The 13,790-nt window shown below is 71.9% G+C and carries 16 protein-coding genes; all 16 read left to right on the top strand.

What is annotated here, in order from left to right:
• The coding region (locus D0Z06_RS24705; RefSeq protein ID WP_147332130.1) for an electron transfer flavoprotein subunit alpha/FixB family protein at positions 1-868 on the top strand (868 nt) is incomplete at its 5' end.
• A gap of 37 nt (positions 869-905) precedes the next feature.
• A complete protein-coding gene (locus D0Z06_RS24700; protein WP_117380197.1) occupies positions 906-1,868 on the top strand; it encodes a helix-turn-helix domain-containing protein in 963 nt (320 codons plus the stop codon).
• A gap of 134 nt (positions 1,869-2,002) precedes the next feature.
• Positions 2,003-2,233, top strand: a complete 231-nt coding sequence (locus D0Z06_RS25155; RefSeq protein ID WP_147332129.1) for a hypothetical protein — start codon at positions 2,003-2,005, stop codon at positions 2,231-2,233.
• A 76-nt stretch (positions 2,234-2,309) separates the two neighbouring features.
• Positions 2,310-3,581: an ROK family transcriptional regulator gene (locus D0Z06_RS24695; protein ID WP_158580086.1), complete on the top strand. Its 1,272-nt coding sequence runs from the start codon at positions 2,310-2,312 to the stop codon at positions 3,579-3,581.
• 252 nt (positions 3,582-3,833) lie between these two features.
• On the top strand, positions 3,834-4,949 hold the full coding sequence (locus tag D0Z06_RS24690; RefSeq protein WP_199522531.1) for an ROK family protein: 1,116 nt from the start codon (positions 3,834-3,836) through the stop codon (positions 4,947-4,949).
• Positions 4,950-5,137: 188 nt separating this feature from the next.
• Positions 5,138-6,430, top strand: a complete 1,293-nt coding sequence (locus tag D0Z06_RS24685; protein WP_117380195.1) for an ABC transporter substrate-binding protein — start codon at positions 5,138-5,140, stop codon at positions 6,428-6,430.
• 194 nt (positions 6,431-6,624) lie between these two features.
• Positions 6,625-7,422: a carbohydrate ABC transporter permease gene (locus D0Z06_RS24680; protein ID WP_199522530.1), complete on the top strand. Its 798-nt coding sequence runs from the start codon at positions 6,625-6,627 to the stop codon at positions 7,420-7,422.
• A gap of 12 nt (positions 7,423-7,434) precedes the next feature.
• Complete coding sequence (locus D0Z06_RS24675) at positions 7,435-8,268, top strand: carbohydrate ABC transporter permease (RefSeq protein ID WP_117380194.1); 834 nt, start codon at positions 7,435-7,437, stop codon at positions 8,266-8,268.
• A gap of 130 nt (positions 8,269-8,398) precedes the next feature.
• Positions 8,399-8,539 carry a hypothetical protein gene (locus D0Z06_RS25580; RefSeq protein ID WP_158580085.1) on the top strand — a complete coding sequence of 47 codons (141 nt, stop codon included), beginning with the start codon at positions 8,399-8,401 and terminating at the stop codon, positions 8,537-8,539.
• A 1-nt stretch (position 8,540) separates the two neighbouring features.
• The gene (locus tag D0Z06_RS24670; RefSeq protein WP_117380193.1) at positions 8,541-9,536 is read left to right on the top strand and encodes an apurinic/apyrimidinic endonuclease family protein; all 996 of its coding nucleotides are present in this window, start codon (positions 8,541-8,543) and stop codon (positions 9,534-9,536) included.
• A complete protein-coding gene (locus D0Z06_RS24665) occupies positions 9,533-9,916 on the top strand; it encodes a hypothetical protein (protein WP_158580084.1) in 384 nt (127 codons plus the stop codon). The genes D0Z06_RS24670 and D0Z06_RS24665 overlap by 4 nt, the downstream gene beginning before the upstream one ends.
• Positions 9,913-10,815: a thioredoxin family protein gene (locus D0Z06_RS24660; protein ID WP_117380191.1), complete on the top strand. Its 903-nt coding sequence runs from the start codon at positions 9,913-9,915 to the stop codon at positions 10,813-10,815. The genes D0Z06_RS24665 and D0Z06_RS24660 overlap by 4 nt, the downstream gene beginning before the upstream one ends.
• Before the next feature lie 9 nt (positions 10,816-10,824).
• Positions 10,825-12,051, top strand: coding sequence for an ABC transporter ATP-binding protein (locus D0Z06_RS24655; protein WP_117380190.1), 1,227 nt, complete (start codon positions 10,825-10,827; stop codon positions 12,049-12,051).
• Between the two features lie 9 nt (positions 12,052-12,060).
• Positions 12,061-13,068: a sugar phosphate isomerase/epimerase family protein gene (locus D0Z06_RS24650; protein ID WP_117380189.1), complete on the top strand. Its 1,008-nt coding sequence runs from the start codon at positions 12,061-12,063 to the stop codon at positions 13,066-13,068.
• Complete coding sequence (locus tag D0Z06_RS24645; RefSeq protein ID WP_117380188.1) at positions 13,068-13,454, top strand: C-glycoside deglycosidase beta subunit domain-containing protein; 387 nt, start codon at positions 13,068-13,070, stop codon at positions 13,452-13,454. Before D0Z06_RS24650 ends, D0Z06_RS24645 begins: the two co-directional genes overlap by 1 nt.
• Positions 13,455-13,486: 32 nt before the next feature.
• A partial coding sequence (locus D0Z06_RS24640; RefSeq protein ID WP_158580083.1) for a Gfo/Idh/MocA family oxidoreductase occupies positions 13,487-13,790 on the top strand: 304 nt, incomplete at its 3' end.

Below are 13,790 nucleotides of genomic sequence, written 5' to 3'. Positions count from 1 at the left end.
CGGTGAGGTGTCGGCGGTCGTCGTCGGCGCCCCCGGCACGGCCGCGGCGGTGAAGGACGCCCTGGCCGAGTACGGCGCGGCGAAGGTCTACGTGGCCGAGTCCGAGGAGGTCGACTCCTACCTGGTCACCCCCAAGGCCGAGGTGCTGGCCCAGCTGGTCGCCGACAAGCAGCCGGCCGCGGTCGTCATCCCCTCCTCCCCGGAGGGCAAGGAGGTCGCCGGCCGGCTGGCCATCAAGACCGGCAGCGGGTTCCTGACCGACGTCACCGAGATCGCTCCTGATGGCACCGCGACCCAGGTCGCCTTCGCCGGCGCGACGATCGTGCACTCCAAGGTCACCACCGGCACGCCGATCTACACGGTGCGCGGCAACTCGGTCACCCCGGAGCCCGCCCCGGCCGCGGCCGAGGAGGAGCAGGTCGCCGTCTCGCTCTCGGACGCCGCGAAGCAGACCAAGGTGCTCGACCGGGTGGTGGAGCAGAAGTCCTCCCGCCCGGAGCTCACCGAGGCCGCCATCGTGGTCTCCGGCGGGCGCGGCGTCGCCTCGGCGGAGAACTTCTCGGTCATCGAGGGCCTGGCCGACTCCCTCGGCGCGGCCGTCGGGGCGTCGCGGGCGGCGGTGGACTCCGGGTTCTACCCGCACACCTTCCAGGTGGGCCAGACCGGCAAGACCGTCTCCCCGCAGCTCTACATCGCCGTGGGCATCTCCGGGGCCATCCAGCACCGGGCCGGCATGCAGACCTCGAAGACCATCGTCGCGGTCAACAAGGACCCCGAGGCGCCGATCTTCGAGCTCGCCGACTTCGGCGTCGTGGGCGACCTGAACACCGTCGTCCCGCAGGCCACCGACCTGGTCGCCGCCCGCTGAACGGCCGGGAGGTGACCAGCGCCGCCATCCGAGGACGATGACCGCGACGCTCGGGGCACCCGCCCGGGAGTGCGCCCTCCCGCCGTCCGTCCGCGACGTCGGCGAGCAGGGCGGCCGGCCCGGCCGCCACACCCGTGGGCGGTGTCGTCCGGCGACGCTCACGGCAGCGCGCCTCACGGCGGGGTTGACGATGACCCAGCTGGCCCGGGCGGTGCACGTGAGCCGGCCGAACGTCTCCCTGTGGGAGAACGGAGGACGACGACCGGCCCGGCAGTACTGGCCGGCGCTCGGCGCGGCTCTCGGCCTGCAGTTCCACGAGGTCGAGGCATTGTTCGCCGATCACCCACCGGCCCGCCTGGACGGTGAGCCATTGCCGTCGCTGGGGCTCGTGCGGCGGCAGCGAGGGTTCACCCAGCGAACGCTGGCCGGACTGGTCGAGGTCGCACCCACGACCCTGGCGATGTGGGAGACCGCTGGTGTGCGCGTGTCCCCCGGTGTTGCGGAGGAGCTCGCGCGCGTGCTGGACGTCGAGGTCGCCCGGCTGGCCGCGCGGCCCCGGGCGGTTCCCGCCGTCGATCCGCGGCCGCTGCGGCGGCTCCGGAGGCAGGCGGGCATGACCCAGCGCGAGGCGGCGGCTCATCTGCGGATCGCCCTCGGCACGCTCGCCCGCTACGAGGCGGGGGCGCGGGTGCCGCCGGTCGCCGTCGCCCGGCGGATGGCCACGGCCTACCGGCGACCGCCGGAGCAGCTGCTGGCCGCCTGTGGCATCGAGCTCCCCGACCTGCCGGATGGAGCACCGTGGCGTGCCGCCGATCTCCCAGAGGCGATACGGGTGGCGCGGATGGCCGCCGGGATGACCAAGGTGGAACTCGGGCGCGTGCTGGGCAGGTCGGGGCAGGCGGTGCGCAGCTGGGAGGTGGGGAGGAGCCGGCCGAGCGAGGTGACGTGCCGGCGGCTGGAGGCCGTTTGCGGCCTGCCCGCCGGGAGCCTGTCTGCCTGATACCCACGGCTCGGGTGGCGAGAGCTCACCGAGGAGAGGCCGCCGGTGGCGAGACGAATGACGGCGGTGGGGAAGTCTTGGACCTCGTGAGCGGAACAGCAGTCATGAGTGATCGTGAACACGCATCCGGCCCGGTGGCCGTGGTAGTCACCATCATCGGGATTCAGGACCGCGACGGCGCGGTTCGGGTGCTGACCGCCCTGCGGGCGAAGGTCGCCACCGGCCCCAACATCTGGGCCGGCGGCGGCTACGCCGGACGCCTGGTCGCCTGGGCCAAGACCGGACCTCGTCGGCCCTCGCCGAGTCGCAGCACCCGGCAGCGCAGCCCCTCCGCCGGGGGGCCGGTGCTCCTCGATCCGGGGTAGCCGGGGCCCGGGTATGGGGCGGCCGGCGGGGTGTCGGGAGAGGATGCACCGGTACCCGACAGGTGAGGGACGGAGCATGCCGAGCGATCGATACCCCGGACTGGCCGCCGTGCTGGACGCCATCCGCCGCGAGGACGGCGTCACCCAGCCGATACTGGTCGAGCGGGTGGGTCTGGGGCGCAGCGTGGTGGCGCAGCGGGTGGCGGAACTGGAGGAGGCCGGGCTCGTCGTCTCCCGGGGGCTCGGGCCGTCCACCGGGGGCCGGGCTCCTCGCCGACTGGGACTGCGCGCCGACGCCGGTCGCGTCCTCGGCGCCGACATCGCGACCAACGAGGTCGTCGTCGCGGTCGCCGACCTGGCCGGCGATCTCCAGGCGACGCGGCAGGAGGAGATCGACGTCACCGACGGCCCGGACATCGTGATCGGCATCGTGGAACGCATGGCGCGCGCCATCGTCGAGGAGACCGGCACCGGCGGTGAGCTGTGGGCCATCGGTCTCGGCATGCCCGGCCCGGTCGCCTACGACGGTGGGGCGGCGGCGACCATGCCGACGATGCCCGAGTGGAGCCGTCACCCGACGGTGCAGCGGATGGCGTCGGCCTTCGGGGCGCCGGCTTGGATGGACGACCGGGTGAACCTGTCCGCGCTCGGTGAGCGGCGGGTCAACCCCCTTGCGGCGGCGTCCCGAAACCTGGTCTACATGGGCGGCGGGTACGGCATCGGCGCCGCCGTCGTGGTCGGCGGTCAGCTGCACCGTGGCGCGCACGGGCTCGCCGGGGCGATCGACCACATGCCGGTGCCGGGTGTGGAGGGAGTCGTCTGCGGCTGCGGCAACCTCGGGTGCCTGGAGGCCGTCGCGGGCGGTGCGGCCCTCGCCCGTGACGGGCGCCGGCTCGCGGAGTCGGGCGAGAGCCCGGTCCTGGCGGAGGTCCTCACCCGTACCGGCCGCATCCGGCCGGGCGACGTGACCGCGGCGGCGGGCCGGGGCGACCCGGCGGCCCGGGCGTTGCTGCACCGGGCCGCTGTCGTCCTCGGTGCCAGCCTCGCCACGCTGGTCAACGTCTTCGATCCGGACCTGGTGGTGATCGGCGGGGGTATCGCCCGCGCCCGAGCCCACGTGCTCGCGGCGATCCGCGAGGAGATCTACCGGCGGGCGATGCCCGCGGCCACCCGCGACCTGCGGATCGAGCCCTCGGCGGTGGACCAGGAGGTCGCCGGCGTCACTGGAGCGGTCGAGTTCGCGCTCGCCAGGCTCTTCGAGCCGGGAAACCTGCCGAGCGTCCTCGACGCACGCCTCCGGGCGCGCCCGGAGGCCGCACCGGGCGAGGGCGCCGGCCTGACGGCTTGACGCTTCCGCCGGGTACGTCCTTACTTCTGCCGTTGCCCGGAGGAAATAGGTAGCATCCGTCCGTGACCGGATGTGAGCAGGCTGCATGGGGGCCGGACCGTGCCGGCTGAGCGGGTCGACGGACTGGTCGCCGTGCTCAATGCTGTGCGCTCCGCGCCGGACGGCATCACCCAGGCGCAGGTGGCGCAGCGGATAGGCCAGGGGCGTAGCTTCGTCGCCCAACGCGTCCGTGAGCTAGCGGCAGCTGGACTGATGACCTCCGACGGGCTCGCCCCGTCGACCGGTGGGCGCGCCCCCCGGCGACTGAGGTTCCGCACCGAGGCCGGGATCGTGGCCGGCGCCGACATCGGTGCGACGGGGATGGTCGTCGGGCTCGCCGACCTCTCCGGGGCGGTCAAGGCGCATGCGACGGAGGCGGTCGACGTCGCTGACGGGCCCGAGGTCGTGCTCGGTCGCGTCGAGCAGTTGATCGAGCAATTGGCCGACGGGTTCCCCGGCTCCAGGCCCCTGTGGGGGGTGGGAGTCGGTGTCCCAGGGCCGGTCGAGTTCGCGACCGGACGCCCGGTGGCGCCGCCGATCATGCCGGGCTGGGACGGCTACCCCATACGCGAACGCATGGCGCGACGGTTCGAGGCGGCGGTCTGGGTCGACAACGACGTGAATCTCCTGGCGCTGGCCGAGTTGCGGACCAACCCGCAGGCTGCCGCCAGCGGAGACGTGCTCGTCGCCAAGGTCGGGACGGGGATAGGGGCCGGCCTCGTGTCCGGTGGGCGGTTGCACCGGGGGGTCAACGGCTGCGCGGGCGACATCGGGCACGTGGCCGTCGCGGAGGCGGAGGCGGTCGTCTGCCGCTGCGGAAACAGGGGGTGTCTGGAGGCGCTGGCCGGGGGTGCAGCCCTGGCCAGGGAGGGGCAGCGCCTGGCCGCGTGCGGGGACAGCCCGGTCATGGCCGAGATGTTGGCGGCGACGGGCGGGCTGACGGCCGCCGATGTCACCAGGGCCGCCGACCGGGGGGACGTGGCGGCCAGGCTGCTCCTGGCTCGGGCTGGGCGCCTCATCGGCGGCACCCTGGCCACGCTGATCAGCTTCTACAATCCCGGCCTGGTCGTCCTGGGAGGCGGGGTGGTCGCAGCAGGGGACCACGTCCTGGCCGCGATCCGGGAATCGGTGTACCGCCGGTCGCTGCCGCTGGCCACGCGGACGCTGCGCATCGAACCGTCGCTGCTCGGGGAGTCGGCGGGCCTGGTCGGGGCGGTGCACCTCGTGCTCGATGCCCTGTTCGCCCGCGACTGCCTCACCTCCTGGCTGCGGGAGGGGAGTCCGGCCGGCCGACCGGAACTCGCCATGGCCACCCCAGCTGCCGCCTGACGTCGACGGCCGGTTCGCGCACAACCGGTATCGATCGCGTGGATGCGCTGTATCGACGGTGTTATGCCCCCGACCCGTTGACTTCGTCCGTTGAAAGGCAGAAGTATGTGGTTGCCATCACGCGCGGCGAATCGCCGCCCACCATCCCTCGATCCCCGGTCTCCCGGGCTCGTCCGAAGGGGAGCTACATGACCCAGCAAGGCCACGGGAGGCTCCGCCGTCTCGGCGTCCTCGCCGCCGCGCCCGCCCTCGGCGCGCTGACGCTCGCGGCGTGTGGCGGGGGTGACGACAACGCCTCCGCGTCCGGCTCCGGCGGCGCCGCCGACAGCTTCACCTTTGCCTTCGAGAACGCCAGCGGTGGTGCCGAGAACCCCTGGCTGATCCTCGCCGAGGAGTACTCCGAGGAGATCGGCGTCGAGATCGAGACGAACCCGCTGCCGCCGGACAGCTACGGGTTGACGATGCGGACCCAGCTGCAGGGCGGGAACGCGCCGACCCTCATGATGTTCGCCCCCGGCTCAGGCCAGTCGAGCTCGGTGATCCCGCTGGCCGAGGCTGGGTACCTGGAGCCCCTCGGCGAGGAGGCTGCCTCGCTCGTCCCGGAAGGCAGCGAGTCCCAGTTTGGGATCGACGGGGAGATCTACGCGCAGCCGACCAGCCTCATCCCGGTCGGCGTGACGTGGAACGTCGGCGCCGCTGAGGAGGCGGGAGTCGAGTACCCCGAGGACTTCGACGCTTATCTGGAGGCCTGCCAGTCGCTGGCCGACCAGGGAAAGTCCATGGCCGTGATCGCCGGCGCCGTGCCGCCCAACCCGGGGCTCATGGCGATGGCGATCTCGGCGACCCGCGTGTACGCGGAGACCCCGGACTTCAACGACCAGCTGGCCGCAGGAGACGCCTCCTTCGCGGAGAGCGAGGGCTGGCAGGACACGCTCGAGACGATCGTCGAGATGAACGAGGCCGGCTGCTTCCAGCCGGGTGCGCCCGGTGCCGGCTTCGACGGCATCACCCAGGGCATCACGCAGGGCACCTCGCTGAGCGCGTTCCTGCCCGGTACCGCCGCCAACGAGCTGGCCAACGCCACGCCGGGACTCGAGCTCGACACCCGGGCCTTCCCGCCGGCCGACGGCGACCCGTACCTGCTCGCGAGCCCCAACTACGTGTTGAGCATCAACGCCGACGCCGAGGAGGCCCAGAAGGAGGCTGCTCTCGACTTCCTGAACTGGATGTCCGAGAACGCCGAGCGCGTCACCGAGGTCCAGGGTGGCGTCCCGATCACCGGGCCCGGCGAAAACCTCAACCCCACGTACGAGCCGGTGCGGGACCTGCTCGAGTCAGGCGACTATGCGCCCCTGCCCAACCAGGGCTGGCCGAATCCGAGTGTCTATGGCGCTCTGGCCACCGGAGCCCAGGGGCTGCTGACCGGCCAGGGCGATGTCCAGTCCGTGCTCGAGGCCATGGACGAGGCCTACAGCCAGTAACGGCACAGCCGCTGCCGGATCGACACGAGGGACGAATGATGACTGCAACCACGGGAACACCGCAGGACACGAGTCCCGTCGTCCGGGGGGCGGCAGCGGGCGCCGGGGGCGGAAGGCTATTCCGCTCCCGGCGGGCCCGCCCGCTCATCTCGCACGGCCGGTGGTGGTGGGCGCTCCCCGCCGTCCTGATGGTCGTGCTGATCCACTACCTGGCCACCGCCGGCGGCGCCCTCTACGCCTTCACCGATTGGTCGGGGGTCGGCGACTTCAACTTCATCGGCCTGGAGAACTTCCGGCGCATCTTTGCGGATCCCGCGATGATCGGGTCGCTGACGAACACCCTGTTCCTCGCCTTCGGCTTCCTCATTGCGACCAACGTCGTAGGACTGGTCCTGGCGCTCGCGCTCAACCGCACGCTGAAGACCCGCTACCTGCTCCGCGTGCTGTTCTTCATGCCGGTGGTCCTGAGCCCGCTGGCGGTGTCCTACGTCTGGAAATTCATCTTCGACTTCAACGGCCCGCTCAACGGCGTCCTGGGCTGGGTCGGCATGGAGCCGCAACTGTGGCTGGCGGACGCGAACCTGGCGCTGTGGGCGGTGCTGGTCGTCATGGCCTGGCAGACCACCGGCATGGTGATGGTCATCTACCTCGCCGGCCTGGCCACCGTGCCGACGGAGATCGAGGAAGCGGCTGCATTGGACGGCGCCGGTAACTGGCGACGATTCCGGCACATCACCCTGCCGTCGATCCGGCCGTCGGTTGCGATCGCCTCGACGCTCATGCTCCTCCAGGGCCTACGCGTCTTCGACCAGGTCATGGCGCTGACCGGCGGCGGTCCCGCCGGCGCCACCGAGACCCTGGCCACGCAGGTCTACAAAGAGACCTTCGCGTTGAGCAACTTCGGTTTCGGCGCGGCCCTGGCTCTCCTGCTGACCCTGATCATGCTCGTCTTCGCCGTCCTCCAGCAGGCGGCCACCAAGGACCGTTCGTAAGGGGCCCGGATCATGTTCCGCTACACGAAGATGACGGCCCTGCGCGAGGGGTTCGTCTGGCTCGTCGCCTTGCTGACCCTGCTCCCGTTCTACTTCCTCGTCATCACCGCGCTCAAGCCCGACGAGGAGCTGCTGAGCACGGGAACGTCGGAGCCGCCTGGCCGGCCGACCTTCGAGAACTTCGTCGAGGTGCTCTCCAGCGGCGGCGACAACAACATCCTGATGGCACTGGTGCACAGCATCCTGATCACTGTCGGCAGCATCGCCGGATTGGTCGCCTTCGGATCGCTCGCCGCCTACGTGCTGGCCCGCAGCACCGCCCGATGGGGCAGCGTCACCTTCTACCTGTTCCTCATCGCCATCCTGCTGCCCACGCAGCTGGGCCTGGTGCCGCTCTACATCGGTGCCCGGCAGCTGGGGCTGGTCGGTTCGGTGTGGGGGATGGTGCTGCTGTACGTCGGCACCTTGATGCCGCTGGCGGTGTTCCTCTACGCCGGGTTCTTCCGCAACCTGCCCCGCGACTACGAGGAGGCCGCGGCGCTGGACGGGGCCGGTCCCGGCCGGGTCTTCCTCCGTGTCGTCCTGCCGCTGATGGCCCCGGCGACCGGAACGGTCGCGATCCTCACCGGGCTCATCGTCTGGAACGACTTCTTCACCGCGTTGATCTTCCTCGGCGGCTCGGACAACCAGACGCTGCCGGTGTCGATGTACTACTACGTCGGCTCGCTGGTCTCGGCCTGGAACAAGATCTTCGCCATCGTGATCATCTCGATGGTGCCCATCCTGGCCTTCTACCTCTTCGCGCAGAAGCGGTTCATCCAGGGCTTCGCCGGCGGCATCAAGTAGGCCCTCGCCGCCTTCGGCGCGCGATCCCCGCACCCGTCCCGCTCAGGCCGTCGGGTCGGCTCGTCCACCGGTCTGCCCACCACCCACCTTCCGTGGCCGCGGCCACCAGCCTCGCGAGGAGTTCCTTCCCATGGCCGACGACGTCGGTGCCGGCATGGCCGGCCGCGGGTCCACCGGCACGGTGCACGACCGCACCCTCGGCCGCTGCGCGCGCGTCGTCCCGCTGGTCGAGGCGTACCGAACCGGTCGCTGGATCGAGGTCGGCGCCTGACATGACGCAGCTCGGGATGACGCTGTTCTCGCTGACCCCGCAGTGGCGGGAAGGGGCCGACGCGGTCGGACTGCTGGAGCAGGTGGCTGCTGCCGGGTGCGGCCCGGCGGTCGAGCTCATCGGCCACCAGGCCTGGCGCGGCTTCCCCACGGTTGCGACGGAGGACGAGCGCGCCTTCCGTGGCGCCGTCGAGCGGCTGGATCTCGTGCCGGTCGCGCTGGGGGTGTACACCGACCTCTTTCGGCATCCGGGCCGACCGAGGACGGTGGAGCAGGCCTTCGACGACGTCGCCCCCCAACTGGCGGCCGCCGCCCGGCTCGGTTTCCCGACGGTGCGCGCGACGCTGGGGATGGAGCCGCAGCTGCTGCACCGGATCGCAGCCGAAGCGGAGCGGATTGGCGTCGTCCTCACCTTCGAGGTCCAGGGCGCGACCTCACCCGACGCTCCCGCCGTGGTCGAGCTCGCGGACCTCCAGCAGCGGACCGGGAGTCCCTTCCTCGGCCTGACAATCGACTTCAGCCTGACCACGCCCGCCCTCCCGGCGGCCCTCGGTACGGCGCTGCGCCGGCTGGGTCTCCCGGCACCGGGGGTCCGCGCGGTGCACGAGGCGTGGGACCAGGACGGACCGATCGGCCCGCGCATCGGAGCCGCGCTGGCGGTGGTCGCGGGGCACCCCCGCGAAGCAGAGCTGGTCCCGTTGGTCGCCGGGGTGCTCGGCCGGTGCGGCCGGACGGCGCCGGGGGAGTGGTCCGAACTCCTGCCGCTCGTCCGGCATGCGCACGCCAAACTCTGGGACACGGACGTCGAGGCCGTCCGCGGCCCGCACGGAGAGTGGCTGCGAGCGCTGTCCGCGGTCGGCTACCAGGGCGCCGTCCTGAGCGAGTGGGGCGGCCACGAGCTGCTCGAGCGCGACGAGGCGGACGCGATGGCCGTCTCGGTGGCGCACGTCGCGCTGCTGGCCGAACTGGCCGGTGACCGGACGGCGGCGACGGCATGACGATGACCGAGGGCATCCTGCACTCCGATGCGGTCTCGGTCCGAGCCGGCCGCCTGCACCTTGCCGTCCACCTGCCCTGGTACCGGTCGTTGCCGGTCTCCTGCCTGGAAGCGGTGGAGGTGACCGTCGACGGTGCTCGGGCACCTCTGCGTTCGGTCTCGACCGGCGGTTTCACCGGCCCGCTCGCCGACGCCGTCGGGTCCGCCGCCTGGTGGGACCTGCGCGATGCGCTCGACGTGGCGCTCGACGTGCCCGCCGCCTTCGGGGTGACCCACCAGGTCGGGCTCGCCCTCGCCGTGCGCATCCCCTACATCCAGCAGGCGCCCGGCGTGCCGCTCGTGCAGCGCGCGACCGCCCAGATCGAAGGGACCGTCCGATGAGCCGACTCACCGTCGGTGACACCGCCCCACCGCTCGCGTTGCCCGGTACGGACGGCGCAATCGTCCGTCTCGACGCTGCCGGTCATGACGCGACGGTCGTCGTCTTCACGGCCAACGGCTGCCCCTACGCCCGTGCCTGGCACGACCGGGTCCAGGAGGTCGTCCGGGACTACGGCACGCGGGGCGTCGCCGTCCTGCAGGTGACCAGCAACGACGAGTCCGACCACCCCGAGGACTCCGTGGAGGGGATGCGGCAGCGGGTCGCGGCCGGTGAGGTGGCGGGGCCTTTCCTGCGGGACGCCGAGCAGGTCGTCGCCCGTGCCTACGGCGCGACGGCCACGCCCGAGGTCTTCGTGATCGACCGGCACGGCACGGTGCGGTACCACGGCGCGCCGGACGGCGACCACGACGATCCCGGGCAGCGCGCCCGCTGGCTGCGGGACGCGCTCGAGGACGTGCTGGCCGAGCGCGAGGTGGCCAGGCCGATTACGTCACCGGCCGGGTGCTCGATCAAGTGGCGGGTGGAGCTCCGCTGGTGGGCTGGTTGCCCCACGCGCGACCGGGCTGCCCACGTGCTGCGCGAGGTCCTCGCTGACCTGGGGCGCGACGAGGTGGCTGTGGTCGAGCGCGAGGTGCGTACCCGTGACGAGGCGCAGCGGCTGGGGTTCCCCGGCTCCCCGACGTTCGCGGTGGGCGGCAGGGACCTGTTCTCGACCGCGGCGCCGCCGGCGCTCACCTGCCGGCTCTACAGCCGCCCGGACGGTCGCAGTTCCCCGTTGCCCGACACCGCCGACCTGGCCGCAGCCCTCCGCGAGGCGCTGGTCCGGCCGTGGGAGCTGCCCGGCTGGGTCGACTTCCGCACCCATTCCGCACGCCCGTCGCGAAACACCATCGACTGAGGAGTAGTCATGGCATCGATCACGTTCGACCACGTCACCAAGCGGTACCCGGACGGGACGCAGGCGGTTTCCGAACTCGACATCGCCATCGCCGACGGCGAGTTCCTCGTCCTGGTCGGGCCCTCGGGCTGCGGCAAGACGACGGCGTTGCGCATGGCCGCGGGCCTCGAGGAGATCTCCGACGGCCGCCTGCTCGTCGGTGACCGGGTGGTCAACGAGGTCCACCCCTCCCAGCGGGACATCGCGATGGTCTTCCAGAGCTATGCCCTCTACCCGCACATGACCGTGCGCGAGAACATCGCCTTCCCGCTGCAGTGCTCGGGGGTGGCCAAGGCCGAGGTGACCGAGCGCGTCGAACGGGCGGCGGAGGCCCTGGGGCTGTCCGATCTCCTACACCGCAAGCCCAAGGCGCTCTCGGGTGGTCAGCGGCAGCGCGTCGCGATGGGACGGGCCATCGTGCGCCAGCCGCAGGCCTTCCTCATGGACGAGCCCCTGTCAAACCTGGACGCCAAGCTGCGGGGGCAGATGCGCGCGGAGATCCGCAGTCTGCAGCGCCAGTACGGGGTCACCACCCTCTACGTCACCCACGATCAGGTCGAGGCCATGACGATGGGCGACCGGATCGCCGTGCTGCGCAAGGGGGTGCTCCAGCAGCTCGGCACGCCCGACGAGCTCTACGACCAGCCGGCCAACCTGTTCGTGGCCGAGTTCATCGGCTCCCCGCCGATGAACGTCATGAGCGCGACGGTCGTCCGCACGGCGGACGGCCACGAGCTCATCCTCGGGTCGCAGCGCTTGCCGCTCCCCGCCGGGCTCCTCGACGCCTACCCACAGCTCGCCGGCGCCAATGCCACCCCGGTCGCCCTGGGGCTCCGCCCGGAGGCGCTGCGTGATCCCGCCACCGCTGCTCCCGACGCGGTGCGGCTGGTCGCCGACGTCGAGCTCGTCGAGAACCTGCCGCCGGAGAAGCTCGTCCGCCTGCGGCTCGACGCGGAGCCAGTGGTCACCGACGCGATCATGGAGATCGCGGAGGACATGGACCCCGGCGCGTCGGGCGACCTGCGCAGCCTCGCCGGCGGAACGGCGCTCCAGGCGCGGCTACCCGGGTCCTCCGCTGTGCGCGAGCGCGCCCGTGCCGAGTTCGCCGTCCAGCCGGCCGCCCTGCACTTCTTCGACCTGTCCACGGGACAGGCCATCGGCCCGACCTCGCCGCGGCCGGCCGCGGCGGCCGTCTGAGAGGACCCCGTGACAGCACCGGCCCACAGCATCAAGCGGGGCGTCAGCCTCTACTCCTTTCAGGAGGAGTACTTCCTGCGCACCCTTTCCGTCGAGGACTGCATCCGCGAGGCGGCTGCCTTCGGTGCCCGGGGGATCGAAATCATCCCCGAGCAGATGATCCCCGGCTTACCCCGGGTGGACGACGAGTTCGTCGACTCGTGGTTCAGCTGGATGGAGCGGTACGGGACGACACCGGTCGCCACCGACCTCTTCCTCGACACCAAGCGTCACCGCGACCGGTGGCTGACCCTGGACGAGCAGGTCGCCTCCTTCCACCGCGACATCGACATCGCCGTCAGGCTGGGTGTCTCGGTGGTCCGCGCAATCATCAACACCCCGCCCGAGGTGATGGAGTCCGCGGCGCCCTACGCCGAGGACGCCGGCGTCCGCTTGCTGCTGGAGGTGCACGCGCCGTTCCACTACCAGCACCCGTGGATCCTCCAGCACCTCGAGGTCATGCACCGCACCGGTTCGCCGGCTCTCGGCCTCATGCCGGACATGGGCACGTTCGTGGAGCGCTTCCCCCGGGTGGTCAGCGAGCGGGCGCTGCGCGACGGCGCCAAGCCCGAGCTGGTCGATCTGATCGTGCGCACCTACGACGAGCACGGCGACACCCACGCCCTAATGGACGTCGTCAACTACCGCGGCGGCGGTCCGGTCGACTTCGGGCTGGCACGGCAGGCGACGCACTACATCTGGACCGAGCCGAAGTCGATGCTCGAGCACATGCCCCTCATCGGGCACATCCAGGCGAAGTTCTACGAGATGACCGACGACGAGATCGAGTACTCGATCCCCTACGACCGGATCGTCCCGGTGCTCGTCGAGGGCGGCTTCGACGGCTACCTGTCCAGCGAGTACGAGGGCAACCGGCACATCCAGGACGCCTTCCCCGTGGACAGCGTCGAGCAGGTCCGCCGCCAGCACGCCATGTTCGCCCGCCTGCTCGGCGAGACCACCGGAGAGGACGCCTGATGTTCGACCAGTACATCGTCTGCGAGGAGGGGTTCCGTCCCCTGGACGACGGCCGCACCGGCGGCGTCGTCGAGGTCCGGATGCCGTACTACCGCGGACTGGCGCTGTCCATGGTGGAGGCCGTCGACCTGGTGCTGGACGGCCGTCCCGTCCCGCCGTCGCGGACCACCTTCACGGTGCACCACAACACCTACACCTTCGACCAGCTGCCGGGGACGACCGACGACCGCTGGGAGATGGGCGAGCGAGCCCAGCTCGCCTTCGAGACCGACGAGCCGCTCGCGCCCGGAGAGCACGACGTCGCGGTGGCGGTGCGTCTCCGCATCTCGTACATGCCTGTGCCGGGAGGGGGCCGCGACAGCAAGCGGCTCACGCTCGCTGCCTGATCCCGCGTCCCCTCTCCTCGAGGAGTTCCCGCATGACTTCCCCCGGACACCCGACCCTCGGCGTCGGGCTGATCGGCCACGCCTTCATGGGCGCCGCCCACTCCCACGCGTGGCGCACCGCCCCCCACTTCTTCGACCTCCCCCTCCGCCCGGAGCTCGCCGTCCTGGCCGGCCGCGACCCCGGCCGCGTGGCCGAGGCCGCCGCCCGGCTGGGCTGGGCGGCCACCGAGACCGACTGGCGGCGCCTGCTCGAGCGCGACGACGTCGACCTCGTCGACGTCTGCACGCCGGGCGACACCCACGCCGAGATCGCCATCGCCGCGCTCGAGGCCGGCA

It is taken from the genome of Geodermatophilus marinus (genome assembly GCF_003428645.1).
Lineage (GTDB): Bacteria > Actinomycetota > Actinomycetes > Mycobacteriales > Geodermatophilaceae > Geodermatophilus.
This window is presented reverse-complemented; position numbering and strand designations above follow the sequence as displayed.

Excerpts from the sequence above, each read along its gene's own strand:
- D0Z06_RS24700 (WP_117380197.1), top strand. The coding sequence starts at position 906 with ATGACCGCGACGCTCGGGGCACCCGCCCGGGAGTGCGCCCTCCCGCCG.
- D0Z06_RS24695 (WP_158580086.1), top strand. The coding sequence starts at position 2,310 with ATGCCGAGCGATCGATACCCCGGACTGGCCGCCGTGCTGGACGCCATC.
- D0Z06_RS24690 (WP_199522531.1), top strand. The coding sequence starts at position 3,834 with ATGACCTCCGACGGGCTCGCCCCGTCGACCGGTGGGCGCGCCCCCCGG.
- D0Z06_RS24685 (WP_117380195.1), top strand. The coding sequence starts at position 5,138 with ATGACCCAGCAAGGCCACGGGAGGCTCCGCCGTCTCGGCGTCCTCGCC.
- D0Z06_RS24675 (WP_117380194.1), top strand. The coding sequence starts at position 7,435 with ATGTTCCGCTACACGAAGATGACGGCCCTGCGCGAGGGGTTCGTCTGG.
- D0Z06_RS25580 (WP_158580085.1), top strand. The coding sequence starts at position 8,399 with ATGGCCGACGACGTCGGTGCCGGCATGGCCGGCCGCGGGTCCACCGGC.
- D0Z06_RS24670 (WP_117380193.1), top strand. The coding sequence starts at position 8,541 with ATGACGCAGCTCGGGATGACGCTGTTCTCGCTGACCCCGCAGTGGCGG.
- D0Z06_RS24665 (WP_158580084.1), top strand. The coding sequence starts at position 9,533 with ATGACGATGACCGAGGGCATCCTGCACTCCGATGCGGTCTCGGTCCGA.
- D0Z06_RS24660 (WP_117380191.1), top strand. The coding sequence starts at position 9,913 with ATGAGCCGACTCACCGTCGGTGACACCGCCCCACCGCTCGCGTTGCCC.
- D0Z06_RS24655 (WP_117380190.1), top strand. The coding sequence starts at position 10,825 with ATGGCATCGATCACGTTCGACCACGTCACCAAGCGGTACCCGGACGGG.
- D0Z06_RS24645 (WP_117380188.1), top strand. The coding sequence starts at position 13,068 with ATGTTCGACCAGTACATCGTCTGCGAGGAGGGGTTCCGTCCCCTGGAC.